Origin of the sequence: Stutzerimonas sp. FeSN7 (assembly GCF_030263795.1) — a bacterium.
GTDB classification, from domain to species: domain Bacteria; phylum Pseudomonadota; class Gammaproteobacteria; order Pseudomonadales; family Pseudomonadaceae; genus Stutzerimonas; species Stutzerimonas stutzeri.
The window spans coordinates 4,606,013-4,630,179 of sequence record NZ_JARPMN010000001.1 but is presented as its reverse complement, the minus strand read 5'-3'; the positions used below and the strand labels follow the sequence as shown (position 1 = coordinate 4,630,179).

Here is a 24,167-nt window from a genome sequence, read left to right as displayed (position 1 = left end):
GGGCTTAGCCAAGTGCGGAAATATCGGCAACGCCAAGGAACAATCCTCTCAGCCGGGCCAGCAAGGCGTAACGGTTGGCGCGTACCGAAGCGTCTTCGGCATTGACCAGCACTGCCTCGAAGAAGGCATCCACCGGACCACGCAGGTGCGCCAGACGCTCCAGTGCCTCTCGGTACTGGCGTGCGGCGGCCAGCGGCTGCACGGCCTGTTCGGCCTGCTGGAGCGCCGAATACAGTGAGAACTCGGTGGCGTTGTCGAACCAGCGAGGTTCGACCGCTTCCGGCAGCTTGGCCTCGAACTTGGCCAGCAGGTTGGAGACGCGCTTGTTCGCCGCGGCCAGCGCCTCGGCTTCCGGCAGGGTGCGGAAGGCCTGCACCGCCTGCACGCGCTGATCGAAGTCCAGCGCCGAACCGGGCTGCACGGCACGCACCGAGAGGTAGGCGGCGACGTCGACGCCCTCGTCCTCGTAACGCGCACGCAGGCGGTCGAAGATGAACTCCAGCACCTGATCGGCAAGGCCTGCCGACTTGACCTGGGTACCGAACTGGCCGATGGCGAAGTTCACCGCCTCGACCAGGTTCAGGTCCAGCTGCTTCTCGATGAGGATGCGCAGCACGCCGAGGGCAGCGCGGCGCAGTGCATAGGGGTCCTTGGAGCCGGTCGGCAGCATGCCGATGCCGAAGATCCCGACCAGGGTGTCGAGCTTGTCCGCCACTGCCACCGCGGCACCGGTCAGGGTGCTCGGCAGCTCGCCACCGGCGCCACGCGGCATGTACTGCTCGTTCAGCGCCAGTGCAACGTCCTCAGGCTCGCCCTCGTTGAGCGCGTAGTAGTAGCCGGCGATGCCCTGCATCTCCGGAAACTCGCCAACCATCTCGGTGGCCAGGTCGGCCTTGCTCAGCAGGCCGGCACGCATGGCGCGCGCCTTGTCGCCGCCGGTGCGCTCGGCGATCAGCCCGGCCAGGCGCGAGACGCGCTCGGCCTTGTCGAACACGGTGCCGAGCTGGGCCTGGAACACCACGTTCTTCAGACGATCGTTGAAGCGTTCCAGCGGCTGCTTCTTGTCCTGCTTGAAGAAGAACTCGGCGTCGGTCAGACGCGGACGCACGACCTTCTCGTTACCCGAGACGATCTGCGCCGGGTCCTTCGATTCGATGTTGGCCACGGTGATGAAGCGCGGCAGCAGTTTGCCGTTGGTATCCAGCAGGCAGAAATACTTTTGGTTGTCCTGCATGGTGGAGATGAGCGCCTCCTGCGGCACCTCGAGGAAACGCTCCTCGAACGAGCAGACCAGCGGCACCGGCCACTCCACCAGGGCGGTGACCTCATCGAGCAGCGCCGGCGGCACGATGGCACTGCCGTTCTGCTCGGACGCCAGCTGCTCGACGCGCTTGGCGATCAGCTCGCGGCGCTCGGCGAAGTCGGCGATCACATGGGCGCCGCGCAGGTCTTCCAGGTAGCTGGAGGGTTTGGAGATATGCACCTGACCCGGGCTGTGGAAGCGGTGGCCGCGGGATTCGCGACCGGCGCGCTGGGCGAGGATCTCGCAGTCGATCACCTGCTCGCCGAACAGCATCACCAGCCACTGGGTCGGACGGACGAACTCTTCCTTGCGTGCGGCCCAGCGCATGCGCTTGGGAATCGGCAGGTCGTTCAGCGAAGCCTCGACGATACCCGGCAGCAGCTGGGTGGCGGGCTGACCTTCGATGGTGCGGCTGAACTTGAGCTTGGGCCCGCTGCGGTCAATCTCGGCCAGGTCCACGCCACACTTGCGGGCGAAACCCAGGGCAGCCTGGGTCGGCTCACCGTGGGCGTCGAAGGCGGCCTGCATCGGCGGGCCGTCGAGGTTGATGCTGCGGTCCGGCTGCTGGGTGGCCAGCTGCTCGACCAGCACGGCCAGGCGACGCGGTGCGGCGTAGGCCTGGGCCTTGGCAAAGCCCAGGCCGGCGTCCTTCAGGCCCTTCTCGATACCAGCGCAGAAGGCTTCGGCCAGCTTGGCGAGCGCCTTCGGTGGCAGTTCTTCGGTACCCAGTTCGACGAGGAAATCCAGTGCACTCATTCTGCAGCCTCCAGCTTGGCCAGCACTTCGTCACGCAGTTCGGGCGTGGCCATGGGGAAGCCGAGTTTGGCGCGGGCCAGCAGGTAGCTCTGGGCGATCGAACGGGCCAGGCTGCGCACGCGCAGGATGTACTGCTGGCGCGCGGTGACCGAAATGGCGCGACGGGCATCGAGCAGGTTGAAGGTGTGCGACGCCTTGACCACCATCTCGTAGGCCGGCAGCGGCAGCTCGGCGGCCATCAGCCGGTTGGCTTCGCTCTCGTAGAAATCGAAGAGTTCGAAAAGCTTCGGCACATTGGCGTGCTCGAAGTTGTAAGTCGACTGCTCCACCTCGTTCTGGTGGAACACATCGCCATAGGTCACGGTGCCGAACGGACCGTCGGCCCAGATCAGGTCGTAGACCGAGTCGACACCCTGCAGGTACATGGCCAGGCGCTCCAGGCCATAGGTGATCTCACCGGTGACCGGGTAGCACTCGACGCCGCCGACCTGCTGGAAGTAGGTGAACTGGGTGACTTCCATGCCGTTGAGCCAGACTTCCCAGCCCAGACCCCAGGCGCCGAGGGTCGGCGATTCCCAGTTGTCCTCCACGAAGCGCACGTCGTGCACCGAGGTATCGACGCCGATGCGGCGCAGCGACTCCAGGTACAGGTCCTGGATGTTGTCCGGGTTGGGCTTGAGCACCACCTGGAACTGGTAGTAGTGCTGCAGGCGGTTGGGGTTCTCGCCGTAGCGGCCGTCGGCCGGGCGGCGCGAAGGCTGGACGTAGGCGGCGTTCCAGGTCTCGGGACCGATGGCGCGCAGGAAGGTGGCGGTGTGGAATGTACCGGCGCCCATTTCCATGTCATAGGGCTGCAGGACCACGCAACCCTGCTCGGCCCAGTAGCTTTGCAGGGCGAGGATCAGGTCTTGGAAGGTGCGCACGGCAGGCGTAGTCTGGCTCAAAATTTCACCTGTGCTGGGCTTCGACAGAAAGCCTCGAAGTATACCCCCCGCATGGCTGCGCTTGCGATGGTTTCGGCCATCGGACGAGCCCTGCGCAAGGAGACCACATGCCACGTTGCGCCTGGTGCGGCACGGATCCGCTGTACATCGACTACCACGATCGCGAATGGGGCGTACCGGCCCGCGATCCGCAGGTGCTGTTCGAATTCCTCTTGCTCGAGGCCTTTCAGGCGGGGCTTTCCTGGATCACCGTATTGCGCAAGCGCGAGCGCTACCGGCAGGTGCTGTTCGGCTTCGATGCCGAGCGCCTGGCGCGCATGAGCGATGCCGAGATCGACGAGCGCATGCAGGATCCCGGCATCATCCGCAACCGGCGCAAGCTCGAGGCGGCGCGCAGCAACGCGCGTGCCTGGTTGCAGCTGGAGGATCCGGTAGGGTTCGTCTGGTCGTTCGTCGGCGGCGAACCGAAGATCAATCGCTTCGAGCGCCTGGATCAGGTGCCGGCGGTCTCGCCCGAGGCCGAGGCCATGAGCCGCGCGCTGAAAAAAGCCGGCTTCAGCTTTGTCGGCCCGACCATCTGCTATGCCTACATGCAGGCTTGCGGCATGGTGATGGACCATCTGATCGATTGCGAACGGCATGCCGCGCTGGTCGGCGGAGATTGAGCCGTATGCCACCAAGATATGCGCCATTGCTTGCGTCGCGCCTGAACGCCGCCGCCCGATGCAGGTAGACTAGGCGACCTGAAAATTTCGGAGTGCGGTGTGGAAAAGCTCAAAGGTGCCCTGGTCGTCGGTTCCCTGCGACTCTTCGCCCGGTTGCCCTGGCGCATGGTGCAGGGGCTGGGTTCGGTGATCGGCTGGCTCATGTGGAAGCTGCCGAACCGCTCGCGCGAGGTGGCGCGGATCAACCTGCACAAGTGCTTTCCCGAGCTGAGTGCCGCCGAACTGGATGTGCTGCTCGGAAAGACGCTGCGGCAGACCGGCATGGCCTTCACCGAAAGCGCCTGCGCCTGGATCTGGCCGGCTGAGAAGACCCTCGGGCTGATTCGCGAAGTCGAAGGCCTCGAGGTGCTGCAGGCGGCGCTGGCGTCTGGCAAGGGGGTGGTCGGTATGACCAGCCACCTGGGAAACTGGGAAGTGCTGAACCATTTCTACTGCGCGCAGTGCAAGCCGATCATCTTCTACCGGCCGCCAAAGCTGAAGGCGGTGGACGAGTTGCTGCAGCAGCAGCGCGTGCAGCTGGGCAACCGGGTCGCGCCCTCGACCCGGGAAGGCATCCTCAGCGTGATCAAGGAAGTCCGTCGTGGCGGCGCGGTTGGCATCCCGGCCGATCCGGAACCGAGCGAAGGCAGCGGGCTGTTCGCGCCTTTCTTCGCCACCCAGGCGCTGACCAGCAAGTTCGTGCCCGGCATGCTCGCGGGCGGCAAGGCGGTCGGCGTTTTTCTTCACGCGTTGCGCCTGGAGGACGGTTCGGGCTACAAGGTGATCCTCGAGGCGGCGCCCGAAGGGATGTATAGCGAGGACGCCGAAACCGGCGTGGCGGCCATGAGCGCGATGATCGAGAAGTACGTGCGGGCCTACCCCAGCCAGTACATGTGGACGATGAAGCGCTTCAAGAAGCGCCCCGCCGGCGAAAAGCGCTGGTACTGATCAGGCCAGAACAAGAACCAACAAGGACGAACCCATGCGCAACCAGCGTCAGCATCCACGTACCAACATGAAGTGCCGTATTCGCATCACCCATCCGGCCTTCGGCGAGGTGTTCGCCCACACCCGCGACCTGTCCGATGGTGGCGTCTATGTGCGGCATCCGGAGTTGGTAGTGCTGAAGCCTGGCGACGAGGTGACCGGTCAGGTTCAGGACCTGCCGATTCCAGCGCCGGAACTGCGGATGGTGGTGATGCGGGTCGATGCCGAGGGGATCGGCCTGCAGTTCCTGCGCGAGGACTGAGCGGGCGCTCAGTCAGGTGTAAGGCGGTCGAGCCGACGCAGAAAGACGCTCATTTCCTTTTCCGCCTGCTTGTCGCCGCGAGCGTTCGCTGCGGCGATGCCGCTTTCCCAGGCCTCGTGGGCGCCCTGCTTGTCGCCATCGGCCTGCAGCGCCTTGCCCAGCAGCTTCCACGCCGCCGAGTACCTCGGATCGAGCTCCACGCAGCGGCGCAGGTGCTGCGCCGCCCTGCCCGGCTGACCGGCATCCAGGTAGCCCTTGCCGAGTCCGAAGCGCAGCATCGGATTGTCCATGCCTTGAGAGAGCATCTTTTCCAGCGATTCGAGCATGATCGGACCTTGATTGGAGCACGGGCGCCCAGGGAGTCCCCTCCACTGTAGTGCAAAGCGACTGCCCGGCAAGATGGTCAGCATACGCCATTGGTCTTAGCGGGTGCGCGCAATCTTGAGCGCGCCGCGTGACAGCCGCGTGGCATCTCAGTGGGCTTCGTTGACTGCGCTGAGAAACTCCCGGGTGCGCTCTTCCTGCGGGTTGTTGAACAGCGCGTCCGGGCTGCCCTGCTCGTGGATCCGACCCTGGTGAAAGAAGCATACGCGGTCGGCGAACTCGCGGGCGAAGCCCATCTGGTGGGTGACCATCAGCATGGTCAGGTTGTGCGCCTCGCCGAGACGGCGAATCACGCTCAGCACCTCGCCGCAGAGCTCCGGGTCCAGCGCCGAGGTGACTTCGTCGAACAGCATCACCTTGGGTCGCATGGCCAGCGCCCGCGCAATTGCCACGCGCTGCTGCTGGCCGCCGGACAGCTGCGCCGGGAAATGCTCCAGCTTGTCCTCCAGGCCGACCATCGCCAGCAGCTCCTCGGCCCGTTCGCGCGCCTCGCGCTTGCTCAGTCCGAGCACCTGAACCGGGGCTTCCATGACGTTCTGCAACGCGTTCATATGCGGGAACAGGTTGAAGCTCTGGAACACCATGCCGACCTTGCCGCGCACCCGGCGCAGATGACGGGCGTTGGCCGGGACCAGTCGGCCATGGCCGTCGGGCATATGGGTCAGGGGTTCGCCGTCCACCTCGATCAGCCCGTCGTCGATGCCTTCCAGGGTCATCAGCACCCGCAGCAGGGTCGACTTGCCCGAGCCGCTGGGGCCGATGATGGCAACCTTCTCGCCCTCCTGGACATCAAGGTCGAGGCCCTCCAGTACGGTCAGCTCGCCATAGCGCTTGGTCACGCTGGCGAAACGCACCATCGGCTGCGCCGGCGCTGCGGCCGCCACGGCGGCGGTGTTCGATTCTTCTGTGGCGGGCATTGGCGTATTCATCGGGCCAGCTCCATGCGATGTTCCAGGCGGCGCACGCACCAGGCGAGGCCGAGGCTGAGAATGAGGAAGAAGACGCCGACCATGGTGATCGGCTCCAGGTAGCGGAAGCTCTCCGAGCCGATGTTCTTGGCTCGTTGCATGATTTCCACCACGGTGATCGCCGACAGCACCGGCGTGTCCTTGAGAATCGAGATCAGGTAGTTGCCCAGCGCCGGCAGTACCGGGCGCAACGCCTGCGGCAGGATCACGTCGCGGTAGGCGGTCCAGGGCTTCATGTTCAGCGCGGTGACCGCTTCCCACTGCGAGCGCGGTACCGCGTCCAGGCCGGCGCGGTAGACCTCGGCGGTGTAGCAGGCGTAGTGCAGCGCGATACCGATGATCCCCGCCTGCATGGCGCTGAGGTTGAGGCCGTAATTGGGGAAGACGTAGAACAGGAAATACACCTGGATCAGTAACGGCGTGCTGCGAATGAATTCGATCAGGCCGGTGACCGGCCAGGACAGCCAGCGGTGGCGGCTGCGCCGACCGATGGCGAGAAACAGGCCGAGCACCACGGCGATGGCGAAGCCGGCCAGGGCGATGCCGATGGTGGTCAGCGAGGCGTCCAGCAGCCGTGGCAGGATTTCGCGGGCGAATTCCCAGTCGAAGAAGTTCATGACAGGCCTCCGCGCATCCGGCCACGGGCCAGGCGCTGTTCCAGCCTGCGCATGGCGAAGTTGATCGTCTGGGCGAGAACGAAGTAGATCACTAGCGCCAGGCCGAAGATCTCCAGGGTCATCAGGGTCGCCTGGTCCAGCTGCCGGGCGCGGAAGGCCAGGTCCGACAGGGTGATCAGCGACACCAGCGAAGTGTTCTTCAGCAGTTCGATCAACAGGTTGGTGCCGGGCGGAATCGCCGCCAGCAGCGCCTGCGGCAGGATGATCCGGCGCATGCGGGTCAGCGGCGTCATGTTCAGCGCGTGGCAGGCCTCGTGCTGGCCGCGATGCACCGAGCGGATCGCGCCACGCAGCACCTCGGCGCCGTAGGCACCGATGTTCAGGCCCAGGCCGACCACCGCCACGGCGAAGGCGCTCATCTCGACGTTGAACGGTGGCAGCGGCAGCACGAAGTACAGCCAGAACAGCTGGACCAGCAGCGACGAGCCACGGAACACCTCGACGTAGATGACGGCCAGCCAGCGCAATGGTGGCAATGGCGAGAGCCGGGCCAGCGCGGCGATCAGCGCGCAGGCGATGGCCAGCAGGGAACCGAAGGCAGTCACCTTGACGGTGACCCAGGTGCCCTGCAGCAACAGGGGGAGCAGTTCGATCATGGTGGCGCTATCCGGTTGTCCGGAGCGCTGAGCGAGGCTGCGCAAGCGGCGGCGCAGCCTTGGTCAGCGTTCGCAGGCGGGCGGCGGGTCGGCGCAGCAAACCGGCCGCCCGACGGGCTTCAGGCGCCGCAGAGCTCGGCGGCGGTCTTGTCGGTCAGGTTGGAGCGGTCGAAGCCGAACGGTTCCACGGCTTTCAGATGCTCCTCGCTGCCCAGCCACTGCTTGAGCTCGGCATTCACTGCATCGCGCAGGGCTTCGTCCTGCGGGCGGAAGGCCAGCGCACCATAGCCGGCGCGCGCGGGATCGTCCTCGAAGTCGGCAATGGCCTCGACATCGTTACTGGCCTTGGCCGCCAGCCCGCGCATGGTCAGCTGGGTGCCGATGGCGGCATCGGCGCGGCCGCTGCGTACCGCCTGCAGCTGGGAGGTGGTATCCGGGACCTGGAGGATCTGCGAATCCTTGATGCCGGCCTTGCGCGCATAGCCCAGGTTCACCGTGCCGGACATGATGGCGATCTTCACCTCGGGGTTGCCGGCGATGTCCTCGTAGCTGCGCAGCTCCTTCGGGTTGCCCTGGGCCACCAGCAGGGTGTCGAGCAGGCGGTAATGCGGGTCGGTGAAAAGCACCTGCTTGCAGCGTTCCGGGGTGATGTACATGCCGGCGGCGATGAGGTCGAAGCGCCCGGCGCGCAGGCCGGGGATCAGCGAGCCCCATTCGGTGAGCACCGGTTTGATGGTGCCGATCTCCATGCGCTCGAAGACCTTGCGCACGATTTCCGGCGACTCGCCGGTGACACTGCCATCCAGCGCCGTATAGGCGAAAGGCGTCTCGTTGGCATAGCCGATGCGGACGCTGTTGCTGTCCTTGATCTTTTCCAGGGTATCGGCCTGGGTGACGCTGGCGAAACCGATGCTGGCCAGGGCGGCACAGGCGATCAGCAGCCGGCGGGGGCTTGTCGTGATGGGGCTGTTCCTCATTGGGAGTTTCTCCTGTTCCTTGTAGAGACCCGAGGAATCGGATCGTTATTTGTCTAGGAGTGGTAACTGCGTTGACCGTAGTAAAGGACGCTTGCGAAGCGACAAGGTGCCGTGAACATTACGGCGGTCATAGCTTCCTTCAATCGAAGCCCTGACGAGACGGTCATTCTGGAGGGTACAAAAGCTGCCCATAAAATGGAAATCTGAGGCCATCTGGCGCGATCTGACGCAATTGAAGGGGATGATGGAAAACACGCCGTAACGGAGCTACAGGTTTCCTGATTGAGAAAACAAAACGGCCCACCATAAGGCGGGCCGTTCGGGTAAAAGCGGCGGGCTTCAGAAGAAGGTCAGGCCGGCCTGGAACAGGCGCTCCACGTCGCGAATGTGCTTCTTGTCGACCAGGAACAGGATTACGTGGTCGCCGGACTCGATTCGGGTGTCATCGTGCGCGATCAGTACCTGGTCGTCGCGGATCACTGCGCCGATGGTGGTGCCTGGCGGCAGCGCAATCTGCTCGATGGCGCGACCCACCACCTTGCTCGAGCGCGGGTCGCCGTGGGCGATCACCTCGATCGCTTCGGCCGCGCCGCGGCGCAGCGAGTGTGCACTGACGATATCGCCGCGGCGCACGTGGGTCAGCAGGGTGCCGATGGTGGCTAGCTGCGGGCTGATGGCGATGTCGATTTCGCCGCCCTGCACCAGGTCGACGTAGGCCGGGTTGTTGATGATGCACATCACCTTGCGCGCACCGAGCCGCTTGGCCAGCAGCGAGGACATGATGTTGGCCTCGTCGTCGTTGGTCAGGGCGAGGAACACGTCCGCCTCGTTGATGTTCTCTTCCACCAGCAGATCGCGGTCCGAAGCGCTGCCCTGCAGGATGATGGTGCTGTCCAGGGTATCGGAGAGGTAGCGGCAGCGTGCCGGGTTCATCTCGATGATCTTGACCTGGTAGCGGCTCTCGATGGCCTCCGCCAGCCGCTCGCCGATGTGCCCGCCACCGGCGATGACGATGCGCTTGTAGTTCTCGTCGAGCCGGCGCATCTCGCTCATCACGGCGCGGATGTGGCCGCGGGCAGCGATGAAGAACACCTCGTCATCGGCCTCGATGACCGTGTCGCCCTGCGGCAGGATCGCGTGGTTGCGGCGGAAGATGGCCGCCACGCGGGTGTCGACGTTGGGCATGTGACGACGCAGCTGGCGCAGCTCCTGCCCCACCAGCGGGCCGCCGTAATAGGCGCGTACCGCCACCAGCTGCGCCTTGCCGCCGGCGAAGTCGATCACCTGCAGCGAGCCGGGATGCTCGATCAGGCGTTTGATGTAATTGGTAACCACCTGTTCCGGGCTGATCAGCACGTCCACCGGAATGGCTTCGTTGTTGAACAGACCCGAGCGCACCAGATAGGCCGCCTCGCGCACTCGGGCGATCTTGGTCGGCGTGTGAAACAGCGTGTAGGCGACCTGGCAGGCGACCATGTTGGTTTCGTCGCTGTTGGTCACCGCCACCAGCATGTCGGCGTCGTCGGCGCCGGCCTGGCGCAGCACGGTGGGAAACGAGCCGCGGCCCTGAATGGTGCGGATGTCCAGGCGGTCGCCGAGATCGCGTAGGCGATCGCCGTCGGTGTCCACCACGGTGATGTCGTTGGCTTCGCTGGCGAGGTGTTCGGCGAGGGTGCCGCCGACCTGACCGGCACCGAGGATGATGATCTTCACGCGGTCACTCCTGAGCGGCAGCCATCCGCTGCCGCGTCCATGTTGGGGTCGAGCCTGGCCGGCCCGGGTTCGGCTTACTGATGATGGCCACGCGGTTGAGCTGCGATCTTGATCAGCTTGGCATAGTAGAAGCCGTCGTGGCCGTCCTGCTGCGGCAGCAGCTGGCGACCGTGGGGCTGCGTCAGGCCGAAGCCGGCCGGCAGGTCCAGTTCGCGCGCGCCGGGGGTGCGTGCGAGAAAGGCACCGATCACCTCACGGTTCTCGGTCGGCAGCACCGAGCAGGTGGCATAGAGCAGCACGCCGCCGACTTCCAGGGTCGGCCACAGTGCATCGAGCATCTCGCCCTGCAGTGCGGCCAGTGGAGCGATGTCCTCGGCCTGGCGGGTCAGCTTGATGTCCGGATGGCGGCGGATCACGCCGGTGGCCGAGCAGGGTGCGTCGAGCAGGATGCGCTGGAACGGTTTGCCATCCCACCACTGCGCGGTGGCGCGCGCATCGGCGGCGAGCAGCTCGGCATCGAGCTGCAGACGCTCGAGATTCTCCCGTACCCGCGCCAGACGCTTGGGCTCGAGGTCCAGCGCAACCAGCCCGGCCAGCTGCGGCTCGCGCTCGAGCAGGTGGCAGGTCTTGCCGCCCGGAGCGCAGCAGGCGTCCAGCACGCGCTGGCCGGGCGCCAGATCGAGCAGCCCGGCGGCCAGCTGCGCGGCTTCGTCCTGCACGCTGACCCGTCCTTCGGCGAAGCCGGGCAGCTGCTGCACATCGCAGGGGCTGGCGAGTCGGATGCCGTCTTCGCTGAATTCGCAGGAGAAGGCGTCGATACCGGCGGTTTGCAGCTCGGTCAGGTAGACGTCTCGACTGGTCTGACGGCGATTGACCCGCAGCATCATCGGCGGATGCGCATTGTTCGCCGCGCAGATGGCTTCCCAGTGTTCGGGCCAGTGTGCCTTGAGGGCCTTCTGCAGCCAGCGCGGGTGGGCCACGCGAATCACCGGATCGTGTTCCAGTTCGGCCAGCAGTGCTTCACCTTCGCGCTGGGCGCGGCGCAGCACGGCATTGAGCAGCCCCTTGGCCCAGGGCTTCTTCAGCTTGTCCACGCAGCCGACGGTTTCGCCGATGGCGGCATGGGCCGGAATACGGGTATGCAGCAGCTGATAGAGGCCGACCAGCAGCAATGCTTCGACATCGCGGTCGGCGGCCTTGAACGGCTTCTGCAACAGTTTGTTGGCCAGCCCCGCCAGGCGCGGCTGCCAGCGCGCGGTACCAAAGGCCAGTTCCTGGGTCAGACCTCGATCACGGGCGTCCACCTTGCCGAGGACCTCCGGCAGGCTGCTGCCCAGAGACGCCTTGCCCGACAGCACGACGCTCAGCGCACGGGCCGCCGCCAGGCGCGGATTCATTGGCCGAGAACCAGGCCGGGGGCGAACTGCTCACGGCGGCTGTTATACAGGTCGCCGAAGCCAAGCGGCTTGCCACCGGGCAATTGCAGGCGAGTCAGCGACAGCGCGCCTTCACCGCAGGCAACGGTCAGCCCTGCCTTGCTCGCGTCGAGGATAAGGCCGGGCACGCCGCGGCCTTCGCCGAGGCGTGCGGCGTGAATCTTCAGCGTTTCGCCGTTCAGCGTGCTGTGGCAGATCGGCCAGGGGTTGAAGGCGCGAATCAGCCGCTCCAGCTCGACTGCCGGGCGGGTCCAGTCTACGCGCGCCTCGTCCTTGCTCAGCTTGTGCGCATAGGTGGCCAGGCTGTCGTCCTGCACTTCGGGCGTCAGGGTGCCGGCGGCCAGGGCGTCGACGGCCTTTACCACGGCGTGCGCGCCGAGCAAGGCGAGACGGTCGTGCAGCGAGCCGCCGGTGTCTTCGTCACTGATCGGTGTGTTGACCTTGAGCAGCATCGGACCGGTATCCAGGCCCGCTTCCATCTGCATCACCGTGACCCCGGACTCGCTGTCGCCGGCTTCGATGGCGCGCTGGATCGGCGCGGCACCACGCCAGCGGGGCAGCAGCGAGGCATGGCTGTTGATACAGCCCAGGCGCGGCAGGTCGAGCACCGCCTGCGGCAGGATCAGACCATAGGCCACGACCACCATCAGGTCCGCCTGCAGCGCGGCCAGCTCCGCCTGAGCCGCCGGATCACGCAGTGTCTGCGGTTGCAGCACCGGAATGTCGTGCTGCACGGCGAGCTGCTTGACCGGGCTGGGCATCAGCTTCTGGCCGCGCCCGGCCGGGCGGTCCGGCTGGGTATAGACCGCAACGATCGATTTGCCCGCATCGAGCAGGGCCTGCAGGTGCTGGGCGGCGAATTCCGGAGTGCCGGCGAAAACGATGCGCAAGGGCTGGGTCATGGGGACTCGCTAAGAAAAAGGCTTGCCGTAGCAAGCCTTTGAGGTTCGGGAATCAAGCCTGCTGGCGGTGGATCTTTTCCAGCTTCTTCTTGATCCGGTCGCGCTTGAGGCTGGACAGGTAGTCGACGAACAGCTTGCCGTTGAGGTGATCGCACTCGTGCTGGATACACACCGCCAGCAGTCCTTCGGCGATCAGCTCGTAGGGCTTGCCGTCGCGGTCCAGCGCCTTGATGCGCACCTTCTGCGGACGATCGACGTTCTCGTAGAAGCCGGGTACCGACAGGCAGCCTTCCTGGTACTGGTCCATCTGGTCGGTGAGCGGTTCGAATTCCGGGTTGATGAAAACCCGCGGTTCGGAGCGGTCCTCGGACAGGTCCATCACCACCACGCGCTTGTGCACATTGACCTGCGTCGCGGCCAGGCCGATGCCCGGCGCTTCGTACATGGTTTCGAACATGTCGTCGACCAGCTGACGGATGCCGTCATCGACCACGTCCACCGGTTTGGCGATGGTACGCAGCCGCGGATCGGGAAATTCAAGGATGTTCAGAATGGCCATATGCGTTTGTGATGCACTTATGGAATAAAGTCAAAAGCCGCTGCTAAGATGCCGAGCAGCATGGAAAACGGCTTAATGCCGCGTTCCAAATGGGTCCGCGGCGCTAGGGCGCTTCACGTGAAGGCACATAATAAAGGGATTCACCACATGAGGAAATCACTACTCGCCCTGCTGCTGGTGGCGGTCGGCGGGCTCGCCCAGGCCGCGGTGCAGCTCAAGGACAATCATCCGGAGCGGTATACCGTGGTGAAGGGCGACACACTCTGGGGCATTTCCGGCCGCTTCCTGCGCGAGCCGTGGAAATGGCCGGAGCTGTGGCATGCCAACCCGCAGATCGCCAACCCTCACCTGATCTATCCCGGCGACACCCTGAGCCTGGTCTATGTCGACGGCCAGCCGCGACTGGTGCTGGACCGCGGTACCTCGCGCGGCACCATCAAGTTGTCGCCGACCGTACGCACCACGCCGATGGCCGAGGCCATCCCGACCATCCCGCTGGAAGCGATCAACAGCTTCCTGCTGAGCAACCGCATCATCGACACCGCCGAGCAGTTCCAGGGCGCTCCGTATATCGTCGCCGGCAATGCCGAGCGCGTGATCAGCGGCGCCGGCGATCGCATCTATGGTCGCGGCGCGTTCGAAGCGAACATGCCGGCCTACGGCATCTTCCGCCAGGGCAAGACCTACGTCGACCCGGACACCGGTGAATTCCTCGGCATCAACGCCGATGATGTCGGCTCCGTCGAGATCGTCGAGATCGAAGGCGACATCGCCACCATGCAACTGACCCGGACCACCCAGGAAGCGCGCATCGGTGATCGCCTGTTCCCGGGCGAGGAGCGCGCGGTCAACTCCACCTTTATGCCGAGCGCCCCGTCCACCCAGGTCGAAGGCGTGATTCTGGATGTGCCGCGCGGCGTCACCCAGATCGGCCAGTTCGATGTGGTCACGCTGAACAAAGGTGCTCGTGACGGTCTGCAGGACGGCAACGTGCTGGCGGTGTACAAGACCGGCGAAACCGTGCGCGATCGCGTGACCGGCGAGAACGTGAAGATCCCGGACGAGCGCTCCGGTCTGCTGATGGTGTTCCGCACCTACGACAAGCTCAGCTACGGCCTGGTGCTGCAGGCCACCCGCTCGCTGTCGGTGAAGGACAAGGTCCGCAACCCCTGAACTAAGAAAGCCCCGCGAATGCGGGGCTTTTTCATGCTGCGATAACACCGCAAGGATGCGGTGCCAGGAGACAAGGAGTGTCTTCCATGCCTGCCATTTCCCCCGCCGAGCTTGAAGCCCGGCTGCGTCTTCATCTGTTGCCGGAACTCGGTCCGCGGCGCCTGCAGCGGTTGCTCAGTGCGTTCCCCGATGCGGCGTCGGCCCTCAGTGCGCCGGCCAGCGCCTGGCGCTCCCTGGGTCTGCCGGTCAGCTGCGCCGAACCGCGCCGCAGCAGCGAGATTCGCGAGCGGGCCAGTGCCGCCCTGGCCTGGCTGCAAGCCCCAGGTCGACATGTGATCTGCTGGGACGATCCGGCCTATCCCGCCCTGCTGGCGGAGCTGCCGGATGCCCCGCCTCTGCTGTTCGTCGCCGGCGATCCGACCTTGCTCGAACGGCCGCAGCTGGCGGTAGTCGGCAGCCGCCGCGCCTCGCGAAACGGCCTGGACAATGCCCGCGCCTTTTCCCGCAGCCTGGCCGGCGCGGGTTTCGTCATCACCAGTGGACTGGCGCTGGGAATCGACGGCGCTGCACATCAGGGTGCGCTGGATGCAAACGGCAAGACCGTCGCGGTGCTCGGCACCGGCATCGAACGGCTGTATCCGCAGCGCCATCTCAGCCTGGCCAAGCAGATCGTCGAACATGGCGGTGCGCTGGTGTCCGAATTGCCGCTGGACTGCCCGCCACAAGCGAGCAACTTTCCGCGCCGCAACCGCATCATCAGCGGCCTTTCGCTGGGCGTGCTGGTGGTCGAGGCGAGTCCGTCCAGCGGTTCGCTGATCACCGCGCGTCTGGCCGCCGAGCAAGGCCGCGAAGTCTATGCGATTCCCGGTTCGATCCATCATCCCGGCGCACGCGGCTGCCATCAGCTGATCCGCCAGGGCGCGGCGCTGGTGGAGTCGGTAGAGGATGTCCTGCAGGCCCTGCGCGGCTGGCAGCGCCTTGCACCGCTGGCTGCTGAAGCGCCGAAGCCGCCGCAGACGGATCACCCATTGCTGCGCGAACTGCTGGCGGCGTCGCGCAGCAGCGAGGCGCTGGCGGCCGCGCTCGATCAGCCGCTGGGTCAGGTGCTGGCACAACTGACCGAGCTGGAGATCGAGGGTCAGGTCAGCTGCGACAACGGACTCTGGTCGGTGCTGATGCGCTAACCAGCATCGGCTGGATGCGGCGGTGCCAGGCTTAACGGCTCACTGTTGCAGGCTGTCGCGAATCGGCCCGATCGCCCCCTGCTCGACGGCTGGCGCCTTGGGTACACTGCCGGCTTTTCATCCAGGCAGAGGTCGGCATGATTGGCGATTGGCGTGTGCAGCAGGTGGCGCGGGTGGTCCGGGCTGGCGGGGTGATCGCCTATCCGACCGAAGCGGTCTGGGGTGTGGGCTGCGACCCGTGGGACGAAGACGCGGTGTTGCGCCTGCTGGCGCTCAAGGAGCGACCCGTGGAGAAGGGCCTGATCCTCATCGCGGATACCGTGGAACAGTTCGACTTCCTGCTGGACGACCTGCCGGAGCGCTGGCTGGATCGCCTGGCAGGGACCTGGCCGGGGCCCAACACCTGGCTGGTACCGCACCGCGGCCGCTTGCCCGAGTGGATCACCGGACGGCATGAAAGCGTGGCCCTGCGCGTCACCGACCACCCGCTGGTAAAGCGCCTCTGCGCGCTGACCGGGCCGCTGGTGTCGACCTCGGCCAACCCGGCCGGGCGGCCCGCAGCGCGTTCGCGGCTGCGGGTGGAACAGTATTTCCCGCAGCAGCTAGACGCCGTATTCAATGGTGCGCTGGGCGGCCGGCGCAATCCCAGCGTCATCCGAGACCTGCGCAGCGGCGAGGTGATTCGTCCGGCCTGAGCCGGCGAATCGACGGCGGCGCGGCTGCCCTGCAGCGGCAGCCGCCACCGTGTTCAGGGCAGCAGAATGGTCGATCCGGTGGTTTCCCCCGCTGCCAGCTTGCGCTGCGCTTCGGCGGCATCGCCGAGTGCGTAGCGCTGGCCGATCTCGACCTTGACCTTGCCGCTGCCGATCATCTCGAACAGCTCGTCGGCCATGGCCTGCAGGCGCTCCGGGGTGTCGGCATAGCCAGCCAGGGTCGGGCGGGTGACGAACAGCGAACCCTTTTGCGCCAGCACGCCGAGGTTGACTCCGGTGACAGCACCCGACGCATTGCCGAAGCTCACCAGCAGCCCGCGCGGAGCGACGCAATCGAGGGAAATCTCCCAGCTGTTCTTGCCCACCGAGTCGTAGACCACCGGGCACTTCTTGCCTTCGGTCAGCTCCAGTACGCGCTGCACCACGTCTTCGCAGCTACGGTCGATGGTCGCCCAGGCACCGAGCGCCTTGGCGCGTGCGGCCTTCTCCGCCGAGCCAACCACGCCGATCAGCCGAGCGCCGAGCGCATGTGCCCACTGGCAGGCAATGGAGCCAACGCCGCCGGCCGCGGCATGGAACAGCACGGTCTCGCCAGCCTGCAGCACGTGAGTCTGACGCAGCAGATACTGACAGGTCAGGCCCTTGAGCATGACCGCGGCAGCCTGTTCGTAGCTGATGGAGTCCGGCAGCTTGACCAGGTGGCGAGCTGGCAGCGTGTGATACTCCGCGTAGGCACCCAGCGGACCGGTGGCATAGGCGACACGATCACCGGGCAGCAGATGCTGCACGCCCTCGCCCACCGCATCGACCACCCCGGCACCCTCGGTGCCCAGACCGGACGGCAGGCTTGGCGGCTGGTACAGGCCGCTACGGAAATAGGTGTCGATGAAGTTCAGGCCGATGGCGTGGTTGCGGACGCGCACCTCGCCGGCAGCCGGCGCGCTGAGGGGCACATCGACCTGTTCCAGGACTTCGGGACCGCCGTGCTGGCTGAATTGGATGCGCTGGGACATGTCTGGCTCCTGGTCATTGAAAGAGCGCCTATCGAACCTGCCGGGGCTGCGTTCGTCAATCGGCCTGATGTTATGCTTGCCGGCCGACCCCGTTTCAAGCACCGCTCAGCCACGCGCCGCTGGCTGCGTGCGGTCATTCGCAAGGTGATTTCGTGAACGACAGGACCGAAGCCGTCAAAGCCTATCTGCTGGATCTGCAGGATCGAATCTGCGCCGCCCTGGAGGTCGAAGACGGCGGTGCCCGCTTCGTCGAGGATGCCTGGACGCGGCCTGGTGGCGGTGGCGGCCGGACGCGGGTGATCGAGAACGGCGCGCTGATCGAGAAAGGCGGGGTGAACTTCTCCCATGTGCACGGCGACAGCCTGCCGCCATCGGCCAGTGCCCATCGGCCTGAACTGGCCGGTCGCAGCTTCGAGGCGCTGGGCGTGTCGCTGGTGATTCACCCGCACAACCCCTACGTGCCCACCTCCCATGCCAATGTGCGCTTCTTCATCGCCGAGAAGGACGGCGAGGAACCGGTCTGGTGGTTCGGCGGCGGCTTCGACCTGACGCCCTACTACGGCGCCGAAGAAGACTGCGTGCATTGGCACCGAGTCGCCCGGGACGCCTGCGCACCCTTTGGCGCAGAGGTCTATCCGCGCTACAAGGAGTGGTGCGACCGCTACTTCCACATCAAGCACCGCAACGAACCGCGCGGCGTTGGCGGACTGTTCTTCGACGACCTGAACCAGTGGGATTTCGACACCAGCTTCGCCTTCATGCGTGCGGTCGGCGATGCCTATCTTCAGGCCTATCTGCCCATCGTACAGCGGCGCAAGGCCACCCCGTTCGGTGAGCGCGAGCGGCAGTTCCAGCTGCTGCGCCGCGGCCGCTACGTCGAGTACAACCTGGTCTACGACCGCGGCACCCTGTTCGGCCTGCAATCGGGTGGACGCACCGAATCGATCCTGATGTCGCTGCCGCCGCAGGTTGCCTGGGGCTATGACAAGCGCCCCGAGCCGGGCTCGCCGGAAGCGCGGCTGACCGAGTATTTCCTGCAGGACCGCGACTGGCTGGCCGCCGCGCCCGCCTGAACGAAGACGGCATCCGGCCCGAGTTTCGGCGCTGGAGTCGATGCGTCTCGCACCGGGTCTGCAGCCCGAATTTGAAACAGAGGTATTGGATGGACCGCTACGGCGTCTTCGGCAACCCCATCGGCCACAGCAAGTCACCGCAGATTCATGCGCTGTTCGCCGCACAGACCGGCCAGGCGCTGAGCTATGAGCCGCTGCTGGCGCCGCTGGATGACTTCCCCGCGTTCGCGCGTGACTTCTTTCGCGAAGGCCTGGGTGCCAACGTGACCGTGCCGTTCAAGGAGCAGGCCTATCGCATGGCCGACGAGCTGACCGAGCGTGCGCGCCGCGCCGGTGCGGTGAATACCCTGAAGAAGCTGGAGGATGGTCGCCTGCTGGGCGACAACACCGATGGCGCCGGGCTGGTCGCCGACCTGCTCAATGCCGGCGTGACCCTGAGCGGCCGCCGCATCCTGCTGCTGGGCGCCGGGGGTGCCGTGCGTGGCGTACTGGAGCCGCTGCTGGCGCACCGGCCGGCGGCGCTGGTCATCGCCAATCGCACCGCGAGCCGGGCCGAACAGCTGGTGCAGGAGTTCGCCGAGCTCGGTTCGCTGTCGGCGAGCGGCTTCGCCGAGCTTGCCGAACCGGTCGACCTGATCGTCAACGGCACGTCGGCCAGCCTCGGTGGCGAGCTGCCGCCCTTGGCCGACAGCCTGATCGTTGCCGGCCGCTCCTTCTGCTACGACATGATGTACAGCGCTGAGCCGACGCCCTTCTGCCGCTGGGCCGCGGCGCTGGGTGCAACCACCCGCGACGGTCTCGGCATGCTGGTGGAGCAGGCGGCGGAAGCCTTCGAACTCTGGCGCGGCGTGCGCCCGGATACCGCGCCGGTACTGGCCGAGCTACGGCGCCAGCTGGGCTGAGAGGGCTCTTGGCCGGCCAAATGCCCGCTGGCCATTGGCTGGCCGACGCGCGCAGACATCCATAAGCCGCGCCCAGACGACCAGAAAGGGCTAGCTACGAAAATGGATGCGTTGATGCAGGTGCTGCGGGCGCTCCAGCTCGTCCACGATACCGGCAGCGATGCGCTGCAGCTCGTGAAAGGGATTGGTTTCGCCCTTGCCGGCGGCTTCGGCCAACGTCTCGATGGTCAGCTGGTTGCCGGCCGGGGGCGCATCCACCAGCGTCCACTTGAGCGGATGCGCGGCCAGCCGCTGCAAGGCGGCCTCGACCTCCGGCTGTCGCTCGATGGCCGGGAAGTCGGCGATCAACAGCAGCCGCTCGACGCCGACACGCTCAAGCCCGAGCAGCAGCGCTTCCACCGCCTGGTAGAAATCGCGCCGGGCGGACTCGCCGGTGATGGCATCGGTGCTGGGCAGGCGCGGCGTGTGGTACAGGCAGATCACCGCATCCATCCCTGCCACGCTTTCGCTGACGCTCAGCGGATCGAACGGGTCGCCCGGCTTGGTCCGCAGGCCCGGCCGGGCAGACAGCGAATTGAGATCGTCCAATAGCGCCACAGCCTCGTGCTGCCGGCTGAGCAGCTCGACCAGCAGCGCACTGCCGAGATCGTCATGCGCGCCGTACAGGGCGAACTTGAGGCGTGGCGTTTCGGCGTTGAGCATGGTCGGTCAGCGGCGGGTGACCAGATAGCCGATCAGGGCAAAGGCACCGGCCGCCAGGGCCAGCGTGCCCAGCGGATGTTCCTTGGCACAGTCGCGTGCGGCGCGGCTGGCCTCACGGGTGCGCTTGGACAGATCGGCATAGTGCTCGTCCCAGTGCTGGTCGTGCCAGAGCGATTCGGCACGCGAACGCAGGGCGCTGAGGCGATGGCGCGAGTCACGTGCGGCGTCGTGCTTGAGCTCGTCGAGCGCGCGCATCAGGCTGTCGATCTCGCGTTGGACTTCTTCGCGGGTGGTGGGCTTGTGGCTGAACATGGCGGGACCTCCCCTCGGTAAGCGTGTGGGTTTGACCCCGAAACGTTGCAGAGGTGCGGCCAGAGGCCGGCTTTGCTGGCCGAGCAGACCACATCAAGATGTGTCCGGACCGGCCAGCCGCGCTGGTCGACATCCGACGAACCGTTCATCGGGAACAGGCGAGCCGCCCGTCGATTCCCTATACTGCGTCACAGTTCCGGAGCGCTTTAGTCCGGCGCATCCCGCGCCGCAGCGCCCTTTTCCAGCGGGGAAATCCAATCGTGAAATTGCGTCGTACGGTGGCCAGCCTGTTGTTCGCCTGCCTGGCCTCGTTGCCGGTGATTCATGCCCAGGCGGCCAAGCCGATGGTTCAGGAGCTCGCCTCGGGCAGCGCCCTGCTGGTCGACCTGAACACCAACGAGGTGCTCTATTCCAGCAATCCCGACATGGTCGTGCCGATCGCTTCGGTGACCAAGCTGATGACCGCCATGGTGGTGCTGGATGCCAAGCTGCCGCTGGACCAGGCGCTACCGGTGACCATCCGCGATGCCAAGGAGATGCAGGGCGTTTACTCCCGGGTGCGCATCGGCAGCGAGATCAGCCGCCGAGAGATGCTGCTGCTGACCCTGATGTCCTCCGAGAACCGCGCGGCCGCCAGCCTCGCCCACCACTATCCGGGCGGCTATGCGGCATTCATCCAGGCAATGAACGCCAAGGCCCGGGCGCTGGGCATGAGCCGCACGCACTACGTCGAGCCCACCGGCCTTTCCGAGCGCAACGTCTCCAGCGCCAACGACCTGGTCAAGCTGATCCGCGCCAGCCGTCAGTACCCGCTGATCCAGCAATTCAGCACCACCGACGAGAAGACCGTGGCCTTCCGCAAGCCCAACTACACGCTGGGCTTTCGCAATACCAATGCCCTGGTGCGCAAGAACAACTGGGACATCCAGTTGAGCAAGACCGGCTTCACCAATGCAGCCGGCCATTGCCTGGTGATGAGCACCACCATGAAGCAGCGGCCGGTGGCCTTCGTGGTGCTCGACGCGTTCGGCAAGTACACCCACATGGCTGACGCCAACCGCCTGAAGAAGTGGCTGGAAACCGGCACGGTTACGCCGGTACCGGCCGCTGCCCTGGCCTACAAGCAGCAGAAGCAGGCCCAGCGGCAGCTCGCCGGCCAGCCGGCCGATGCTGCCCAGGCGCTGCTCGACGCCCGCTGAGCTCTACGGTTCGCTGCGTAGCGAGGTTCGCCGCGCAGCGAACCTGTCTGCAGGCCTCTCTGCAAACATTCTTGAGTTTGCTCAACTCTTTTTGCTGAGAGTCGTTCCTATCATGAACGCCATTCGCACCTGCGCCTGATCGGATCGCCGATGACACGCCGCCGCCTCCCCGCCTGGCTCGCCAGCCTGGCACTGCTGATCCATCTGCTGAGCATGCCGCTGTCTGGCCTGTTGCCGGCGGATGCCAAGCGGCTGCTCGGCTGGAGTGGGCATTGCCCGCTGATGCAGGCGCAGGTGCAGCAGGCGCATGCGCTGCACCCGCCGGCAGTCCATGGCGAGCATGATTCGGGCACCCATGGCGCGCACGGCGGGATGCCGCCTTGCTGCTGCTGTGCCGGTTCGGTGGGGCTGGCGGCGCTGCCCGGTGCAGCGCCGCAACTGCCGCAACACACCGCCGGCCAGCTGACCCGGCTCGCCGAATCACGCGTCCATCGACCGTCGCCACGGCAACAGTGGCCGGCCCTCAACCCTCGCGCTTCTCCCCTCGCCTGACGCCGCCGGCGTCACCCCTCGTTGCCACGCCTGAACTGCCTGCACCTGCCGATGGTTGCGTGTTGGCGTCTGCCTGCGGCCATTCGCCGTACGGCTCTGTCTGTTGCACAAGGAACATGCGAGATGCTCGACCATCCTGCGCACCCTTCGCGGCGCCCTGCGCTGCCCCGTTTGTTCATCGCGGTCATCGCCGCTGCCTATCTGCCGGCAAGCCTTGCCGATAGCGCCGCCTCCGCGCTTTCGCTGGGCAGCAGCACCGTCACCGCCACCCAGTCGGGTGGTGGCCTGCCGACCAGCAGCGTGGTCAGCTCGGTGGACCTGCTGGGCAGCGACATCCTCGAACAGCAGCCGGTGCTCTATAGCTGGGAGCTGTTCCGTCGTGCGCCGGGGGTGATGCTCACCGAGTTCGGCCAGGGCACCAGCTCCGGCAAGCTGTCCTTTCGTGGCTTCAATGGCGAGGGCGAGGTCAACGCGGTCAAGCTGCTGATCGACGGCATCCCGAGCAACAGCAATGACGGCAACATGCCCTATCTGGACATGCTGTTCCCGCTGGAGATCGACGGCATCGAGGTGGTGCGCGGTACCAACGATCCGCGCTACGGCCTGTACAACATCGCCGGCAACGTCGCCGTGCAGTCGCGCATCGGTGGCGACTACGGCAAGGCGCGGCTGCGCTACGGCAGCTACGACACGCAGGAGCTGCAGCTGGCCAAAGGCATCGAAAGCGGCAACTGGACGCAGAACTACTTCATCGGGCAACAGAAGAGCGATGGCTACCGCGACCATGCCGGCAGCGAGCGCACCAGCCTTTCCGGCAAATGGTTCTACTCGCCGGACACCGGAAACTGGCGCCTGGGCCTGATCGCCCGGCACTACGAGGCCGAAGCGGACGAGCCCGGGTACCTGTCCCGGGAGGACGCACGGCACTCGCCTCGCCAGTCCTATGCGCTGTCGGCCAGCGACATGGGTGAGCGGCGCATGAACCAGCTCAGCCTGCATCTGGACAGCCAGCTGGCCAGCGACCTCAGCTGGGCGACCAAGGTCTGGCTCAACACCCTGGATGACGACCGCTGGGTGCGTTTCTCCCAGGCCCAGCCGCAACAGCGCCGCTCGACCGAAGAGAAGCACTACGGCGCGCGCACTTCGCTGACCTACCGGCCGGACGTGTCCTGGCTCCATGACCTGGCCCTCGAAGGCGGGCTGGACACCGAACAGCAGCGCAACCGCAGCGAGCGCTACACCACCGTCGAGCGCCGGGTCGTGACCCAGACCCGCGACCAGCGCTTCGACTACGACAGCTACGGCGCGTACCTGCAGGCGGTGATCCAGCCGGTGGAATCGCTGAAGATCATCCCGGCATTTCGCGTCGACCGCATTCGGGGTGACTTCACCGACGAGCTCAGTGGCAACGATTACGCGATCAACGACTACGGCAGCATCGAGCAGCCGAAGATTAGCCTGATCTACACCCCCATCGAGCAGCTGAGCCTGTATGGCAACTGGGGGCGGACCTTCCAGATCGGTACCGGCGCGGCCGCCTACAAGGTGCCGCCGCGCACCAGCGATCTCTCGCCGTCGATCAATGACGGCTGGGAAACCGGCATCAAGTTCAGCCCGGTGCACTGGCTCGACGGCCGCGTCGCCTACTGGGAGCAGGTCGCCACGGACGAGGTGCGGCGCCGGCTCAACGATCCCAGTGGCGAATCGGAAAACCTCGGGCAGACCCGTCGCTGGGGCTACGACGCCCAGCTCAACCTCTACCCTGCCAGCGCTCTGAATCTGTGGCTGGCGCACTCCTGGCAGTTCTCCGAGATCGAAAAGGCCGACCCTAGCCTGCCGGCCAGCCAGGGCCAGGAGATCGATCATGTGCCGCGGCGCCTGTACTCGGCCGGCAGCAGCTATCAGGCGACGCCGGACCTGCAGCTCAGCGCCTGGCTCAACGGCCAGACCGATTACTACCTCGAGCGCGAGAACACCCAGGGCAAGTACGGCGGTTACGTGCTGTTCAACCTGGGCGCCAGCTACCAGCTGACCGAGCAGCTGGCCGTCGACCTGCAGCTGAAGAACCTCACCGACCGCTACCACGAATACGTGTGGTACGACGGCGCGCAGACCCTGCATGCGCCGGGCGATGGCCGCGCGCTGTATGCCGCCGTGACCCTGGACTTCTGACCGG

The 24,167-nt window shown here is 66.0% G+C and carries 25 protein-coding genes; 11 read left to right on the top strand and 14 right to left on the bottom strand.

What is annotated here, in order from left to right; genetic code table 11:
• Positions 1–4 precede the first annotated feature (4 nt).
• Together glyS and glyQ are read right to left on the bottom strand one after the other, a co-directional pair.
• Positions 5–2,059: a glycine--tRNA ligase subunit beta gene (glyS, locus tag P5703_RS22040; protein WP_061374459.1), complete on the bottom strand. Its 2,055-nt coding sequence runs from the start codon at positions 2,057–2,059 to the stop codon at positions 5–7.
• Positions 2,056–3,003 (bottom strand): glycine--tRNA ligase subunit alpha, encoded by a 948-nt coding sequence (glyQ, locus tag P5703_RS22035; RefSeq protein ID WP_003284253.1) that lies wholly within the window; start codon positions 3,001–3,003, stop codon positions 2,056–2,058. Before glyQ ends, glyS begins: the two co-directional genes overlap by 4 nt.
• A gap of 107 nt (positions 3,004–3,110) precedes the next feature.
• On the opposite strand from glyQ, the gene P5703_RS22030 reads away from it, so the two are divergent.
• The 3 genes from P5703_RS22030 (at position 3,111) to P5703_RS22020 (ending at position 4,956) form a co-directional block, all read left to right on the top strand.
• Positions 3,111–3,668: a DNA-3-methyladenine glycosylase I gene (locus P5703_RS22030; protein WP_011911262.1), complete on the top strand. Its 558-nt coding sequence runs from the start codon at positions 3,111–3,113 to the stop codon at positions 3,666–3,668.
• A 99-nt stretch (positions 3,669–3,767) separates the two neighbouring features.
• Positions 3,768–4,655 carry a lysophospholipid acyltransferase gene (locus P5703_RS22025; RefSeq protein ID WP_020308639.1) on the top strand — a complete coding sequence of 296 codons (888 nt, stop codon included), beginning with the start codon at positions 3,768–3,770 and terminating at the stop codon, positions 4,653–4,655.
• A gap of 34 nt (positions 4,656–4,689) precedes the next feature.
• The gene (locus tag P5703_RS22020; RefSeq protein ID WP_013981187.1) at positions 4,690–4,956 is read left to right on the top strand and encodes a PilZ domain-containing protein; all 267 of its coding nucleotides are present in this window, start codon (positions 4,690–4,692) and stop codon (positions 4,954–4,956) included.
• An 8-nt stretch (positions 4,957–4,964) separates the two neighbouring features.
• Here the strand turns inward: P5703_RS22020 and P5703_RS22015 are convergent, their stop codons facing one another.
• The 9 genes from P5703_RS22015 to def all read right to left on the bottom strand — a co-directional run bounded on the left by P5703_RS22015 (position 4,965) and on the right by def (position 13,168).
• Complete coding sequence (locus tag P5703_RS22015) at positions 4,965–5,282, bottom strand: tetratricopeptide repeat protein (RefSeq protein ID WP_125864994.1); 318 nt, start codon at positions 5,280–5,282, stop codon at positions 4,965–4,967.
• A gap of 147 nt (positions 5,283–5,429) precedes the next feature.
• Positions 5,430–6,269: an ectoine/hydroxyectoine ABC transporter ATP-binding protein EhuA gene (ehuA, locus tag P5703_RS22010; protein ID WP_020308638.1), complete on the bottom strand. Its 840-nt coding sequence runs from the start codon at positions 6,267–6,269 to the stop codon at positions 5,430–5,432.
• Positions 6,266–6,925, bottom strand: a complete 660-nt coding sequence (gene ehuD, locus P5703_RS22005) for an ectoine/hydroxyectoine ABC transporter permease subunit EhuD (RefSeq protein WP_014595316.1) — start codon at positions 6,923–6,925, stop codon at positions 6,266–6,268. Before ehuD ends, ehuA begins: the two co-directional genes overlap by 4 nt.
• Positions 6,922–7,581 carry an ectoine/hydroxyectoine ABC transporter permease subunit EhuC gene (gene ehuC / locus P5703_RS22000; protein ID WP_279642048.1) on the bottom strand — a complete coding sequence of 220 codons (660 nt, stop codon included), beginning with the start codon at positions 7,579–7,581 and terminating at the stop codon, positions 6,922–6,924. Before ehuC ends, ehuD begins: the two co-directional genes overlap by 4 nt.
• 119 nt (positions 7,582–7,700) lie before the next feature.
• Positions 7,701–8,558 carry an ectoine/hydroxyectoine ABC transporter substrate-binding protein EhuB gene (ehuB, locus tag P5703_RS21995; RefSeq protein ID WP_011911268.1) on the bottom strand — a complete coding sequence of 286 codons (858 nt, stop codon included), beginning with the start codon at positions 8,556–8,558 and terminating at the stop codon, positions 7,701–7,703.
• A 339-nt stretch (positions 8,559–8,897) separates the two neighbouring features.
• Entirely contained in the window at positions 8,898–10,271 is a 1,374-nt protein-coding gene (trkA, locus tag P5703_RS21990) for a Trk system potassium transporter TrkA (protein ID WP_011911269.1), read from the bottom strand.
• Between the two features lie 74 nt (positions 10,272–10,345).
• Positions 10,346–11,668, bottom strand: coding sequence for a 16S rRNA (cytosine(967)-C(5))-methyltransferase RsmB (gene rsmB / locus P5703_RS21985; protein WP_049325694.1), 1,323 nt, complete (start codon positions 11,666–11,668; stop codon positions 10,346–10,348).
• Entirely contained in the window at positions 11,665–12,609 is a 945-nt protein-coding gene (fmt, locus tag P5703_RS21980) for a methionyl-tRNA formyltransferase (RefSeq protein WP_017245968.1), read from the bottom strand. Before fmt ends, rsmB begins: the two co-directional genes overlap by 4 nt.
• Before the next feature lie 52 nt (positions 12,610–12,661).
• Positions 12,662–13,168 (bottom strand): peptide deformylase, encoded by a 507-nt coding sequence (gene def, locus P5703_RS21975; RefSeq protein ID WP_011911272.1) that lies wholly within the window; start codon positions 13,166–13,168, stop codon positions 12,662–12,664.
• A 147-nt stretch (positions 13,169–13,315) separates the two neighbouring features.
• On the opposite strand from def, the gene P5703_RS21970 reads away from it, so the two are divergent.
• The 3 genes from P5703_RS21970 to tsaC all read left to right on the top strand — a co-directional run bounded on the left by P5703_RS21970 (position 13,316) and on the right by tsaC (position 16,220).
• Positions 13,316–14,341, top strand: a complete 1,026-nt coding sequence (locus P5703_RS21970) for a LysM peptidoglycan-binding domain-containing protein (protein ID WP_013981193.1) — start codon at positions 13,316–13,318, stop codon at positions 14,339–14,341.
• 86 nt (positions 14,342–14,427) lie between these two features.
• A complete protein-coding gene (dprA, locus tag P5703_RS21965; RefSeq protein WP_017245969.1) occupies positions 14,428–15,525 on the top strand; it encodes a DNA-processing protein DprA in 1,098 nt (365 codons plus the stop codon).
• Between the two features lie 137 nt (positions 15,526–15,662).
• Positions 15,663–16,220, top strand: a complete 558-nt coding sequence (tsaC, locus tag P5703_RS21960; protein WP_279641091.1) for an L-threonylcarbamoyladenylate synthase type 1 TsaC — start codon at positions 15,663–15,665, stop codon at positions 16,218–16,220.
• A 53-nt stretch (positions 16,221–16,273) separates the two neighbouring features.
• Here the strand turns inward: tsaC and P5703_RS21955 are convergent, their stop codons facing one another.
• Positions 16,274–17,251, bottom strand: coding sequence for an NADPH:quinone reductase (locus P5703_RS21955; protein WP_014595321.1), 978 nt, complete (start codon positions 17,249–17,251; stop codon positions 16,274–16,276).
• Between the two features lie 152 nt (positions 17,252–17,403).
• Between P5703_RS21955 and hemF the strand changes: the two genes are divergently transcribed.
• Both hemF and aroE read left to right on the top strand, forming a co-directional pair.
• A complete protein-coding gene (hemF, locus tag P5703_RS21950) occupies positions 17,404–18,324 on the top strand; it encodes an oxygen-dependent coproporphyrinogen oxidase (protein ID WP_011911277.1) in 921 nt (306 codons plus the stop codon).
• Positions 18,325–18,413: 89 nt separating this feature from the next.
• The gene (aroE, locus tag P5703_RS21945) at positions 18,414–19,226 is read left to right on the top strand and encodes a shikimate dehydrogenase (RefSeq protein WP_108241215.1); all 813 of its coding nucleotides are present in this window, start codon (positions 18,414–18,416) and stop codon (positions 19,224–19,226) included.
• Positions 19,227–19,316: 90 nt separating this feature from the next.
• Here the strand turns inward: aroE and P5703_RS21940 are convergent, their stop codons facing one another.
• Positions 19,317–19,928 (bottom strand): NAD(P)-dependent oxidoreductase, encoded by a 612-nt coding sequence (locus P5703_RS21940; RefSeq protein ID WP_014595322.1) that lies wholly within the window; start codon positions 19,926–19,928, stop codon positions 19,317–19,319.
• Between the two features lie 6 nt (positions 19,929–19,934).
• Entirely contained in the window at positions 19,935–20,240 is a 306-nt protein-coding gene (locus P5703_RS21935) for an ElaB/YgaM/YqjD family protein (protein ID WP_011911280.1), read from the bottom strand.
• A gap of 260 nt (positions 20,241–20,500) precedes the next feature.
• On the opposite strand from P5703_RS21935, the gene pbpG reads away from it, so the two are divergent.
• The 3 genes from pbpG to P5703_RS21920 all read left to right on the top strand — a co-directional run bounded on the left by pbpG (position 20,501) and on the right by P5703_RS21920 (position 24,163).
• On the top strand, positions 20,501–21,439 hold the full coding sequence (gene pbpG / locus P5703_RS21930) for a D-alanyl-D-alanine endopeptidase (RefSeq protein WP_014595323.1): 939 nt from the start codon (positions 20,501–20,503) through the stop codon (positions 21,437–21,439).
• A gap of 150 nt (positions 21,440–21,589) precedes the next feature.
• Positions 21,590–21,991, top strand: coding sequence for a DUF2946 family protein (locus P5703_RS21925; protein WP_014595324.1), 402 nt, complete (start codon positions 21,590–21,592; stop codon positions 21,989–21,991).
• A gap of 123 nt (positions 21,992–22,114) precedes the next feature.
• A complete protein-coding gene (locus tag P5703_RS21920; RefSeq protein WP_279645094.1) occupies positions 22,115–24,163 on the top strand; it encodes a TonB-dependent receptor in 2,049 nt (682 codons plus the stop codon).
• The last annotated feature ends 4 nt before the right edge of the window (positions 24,164–24,167 follow it).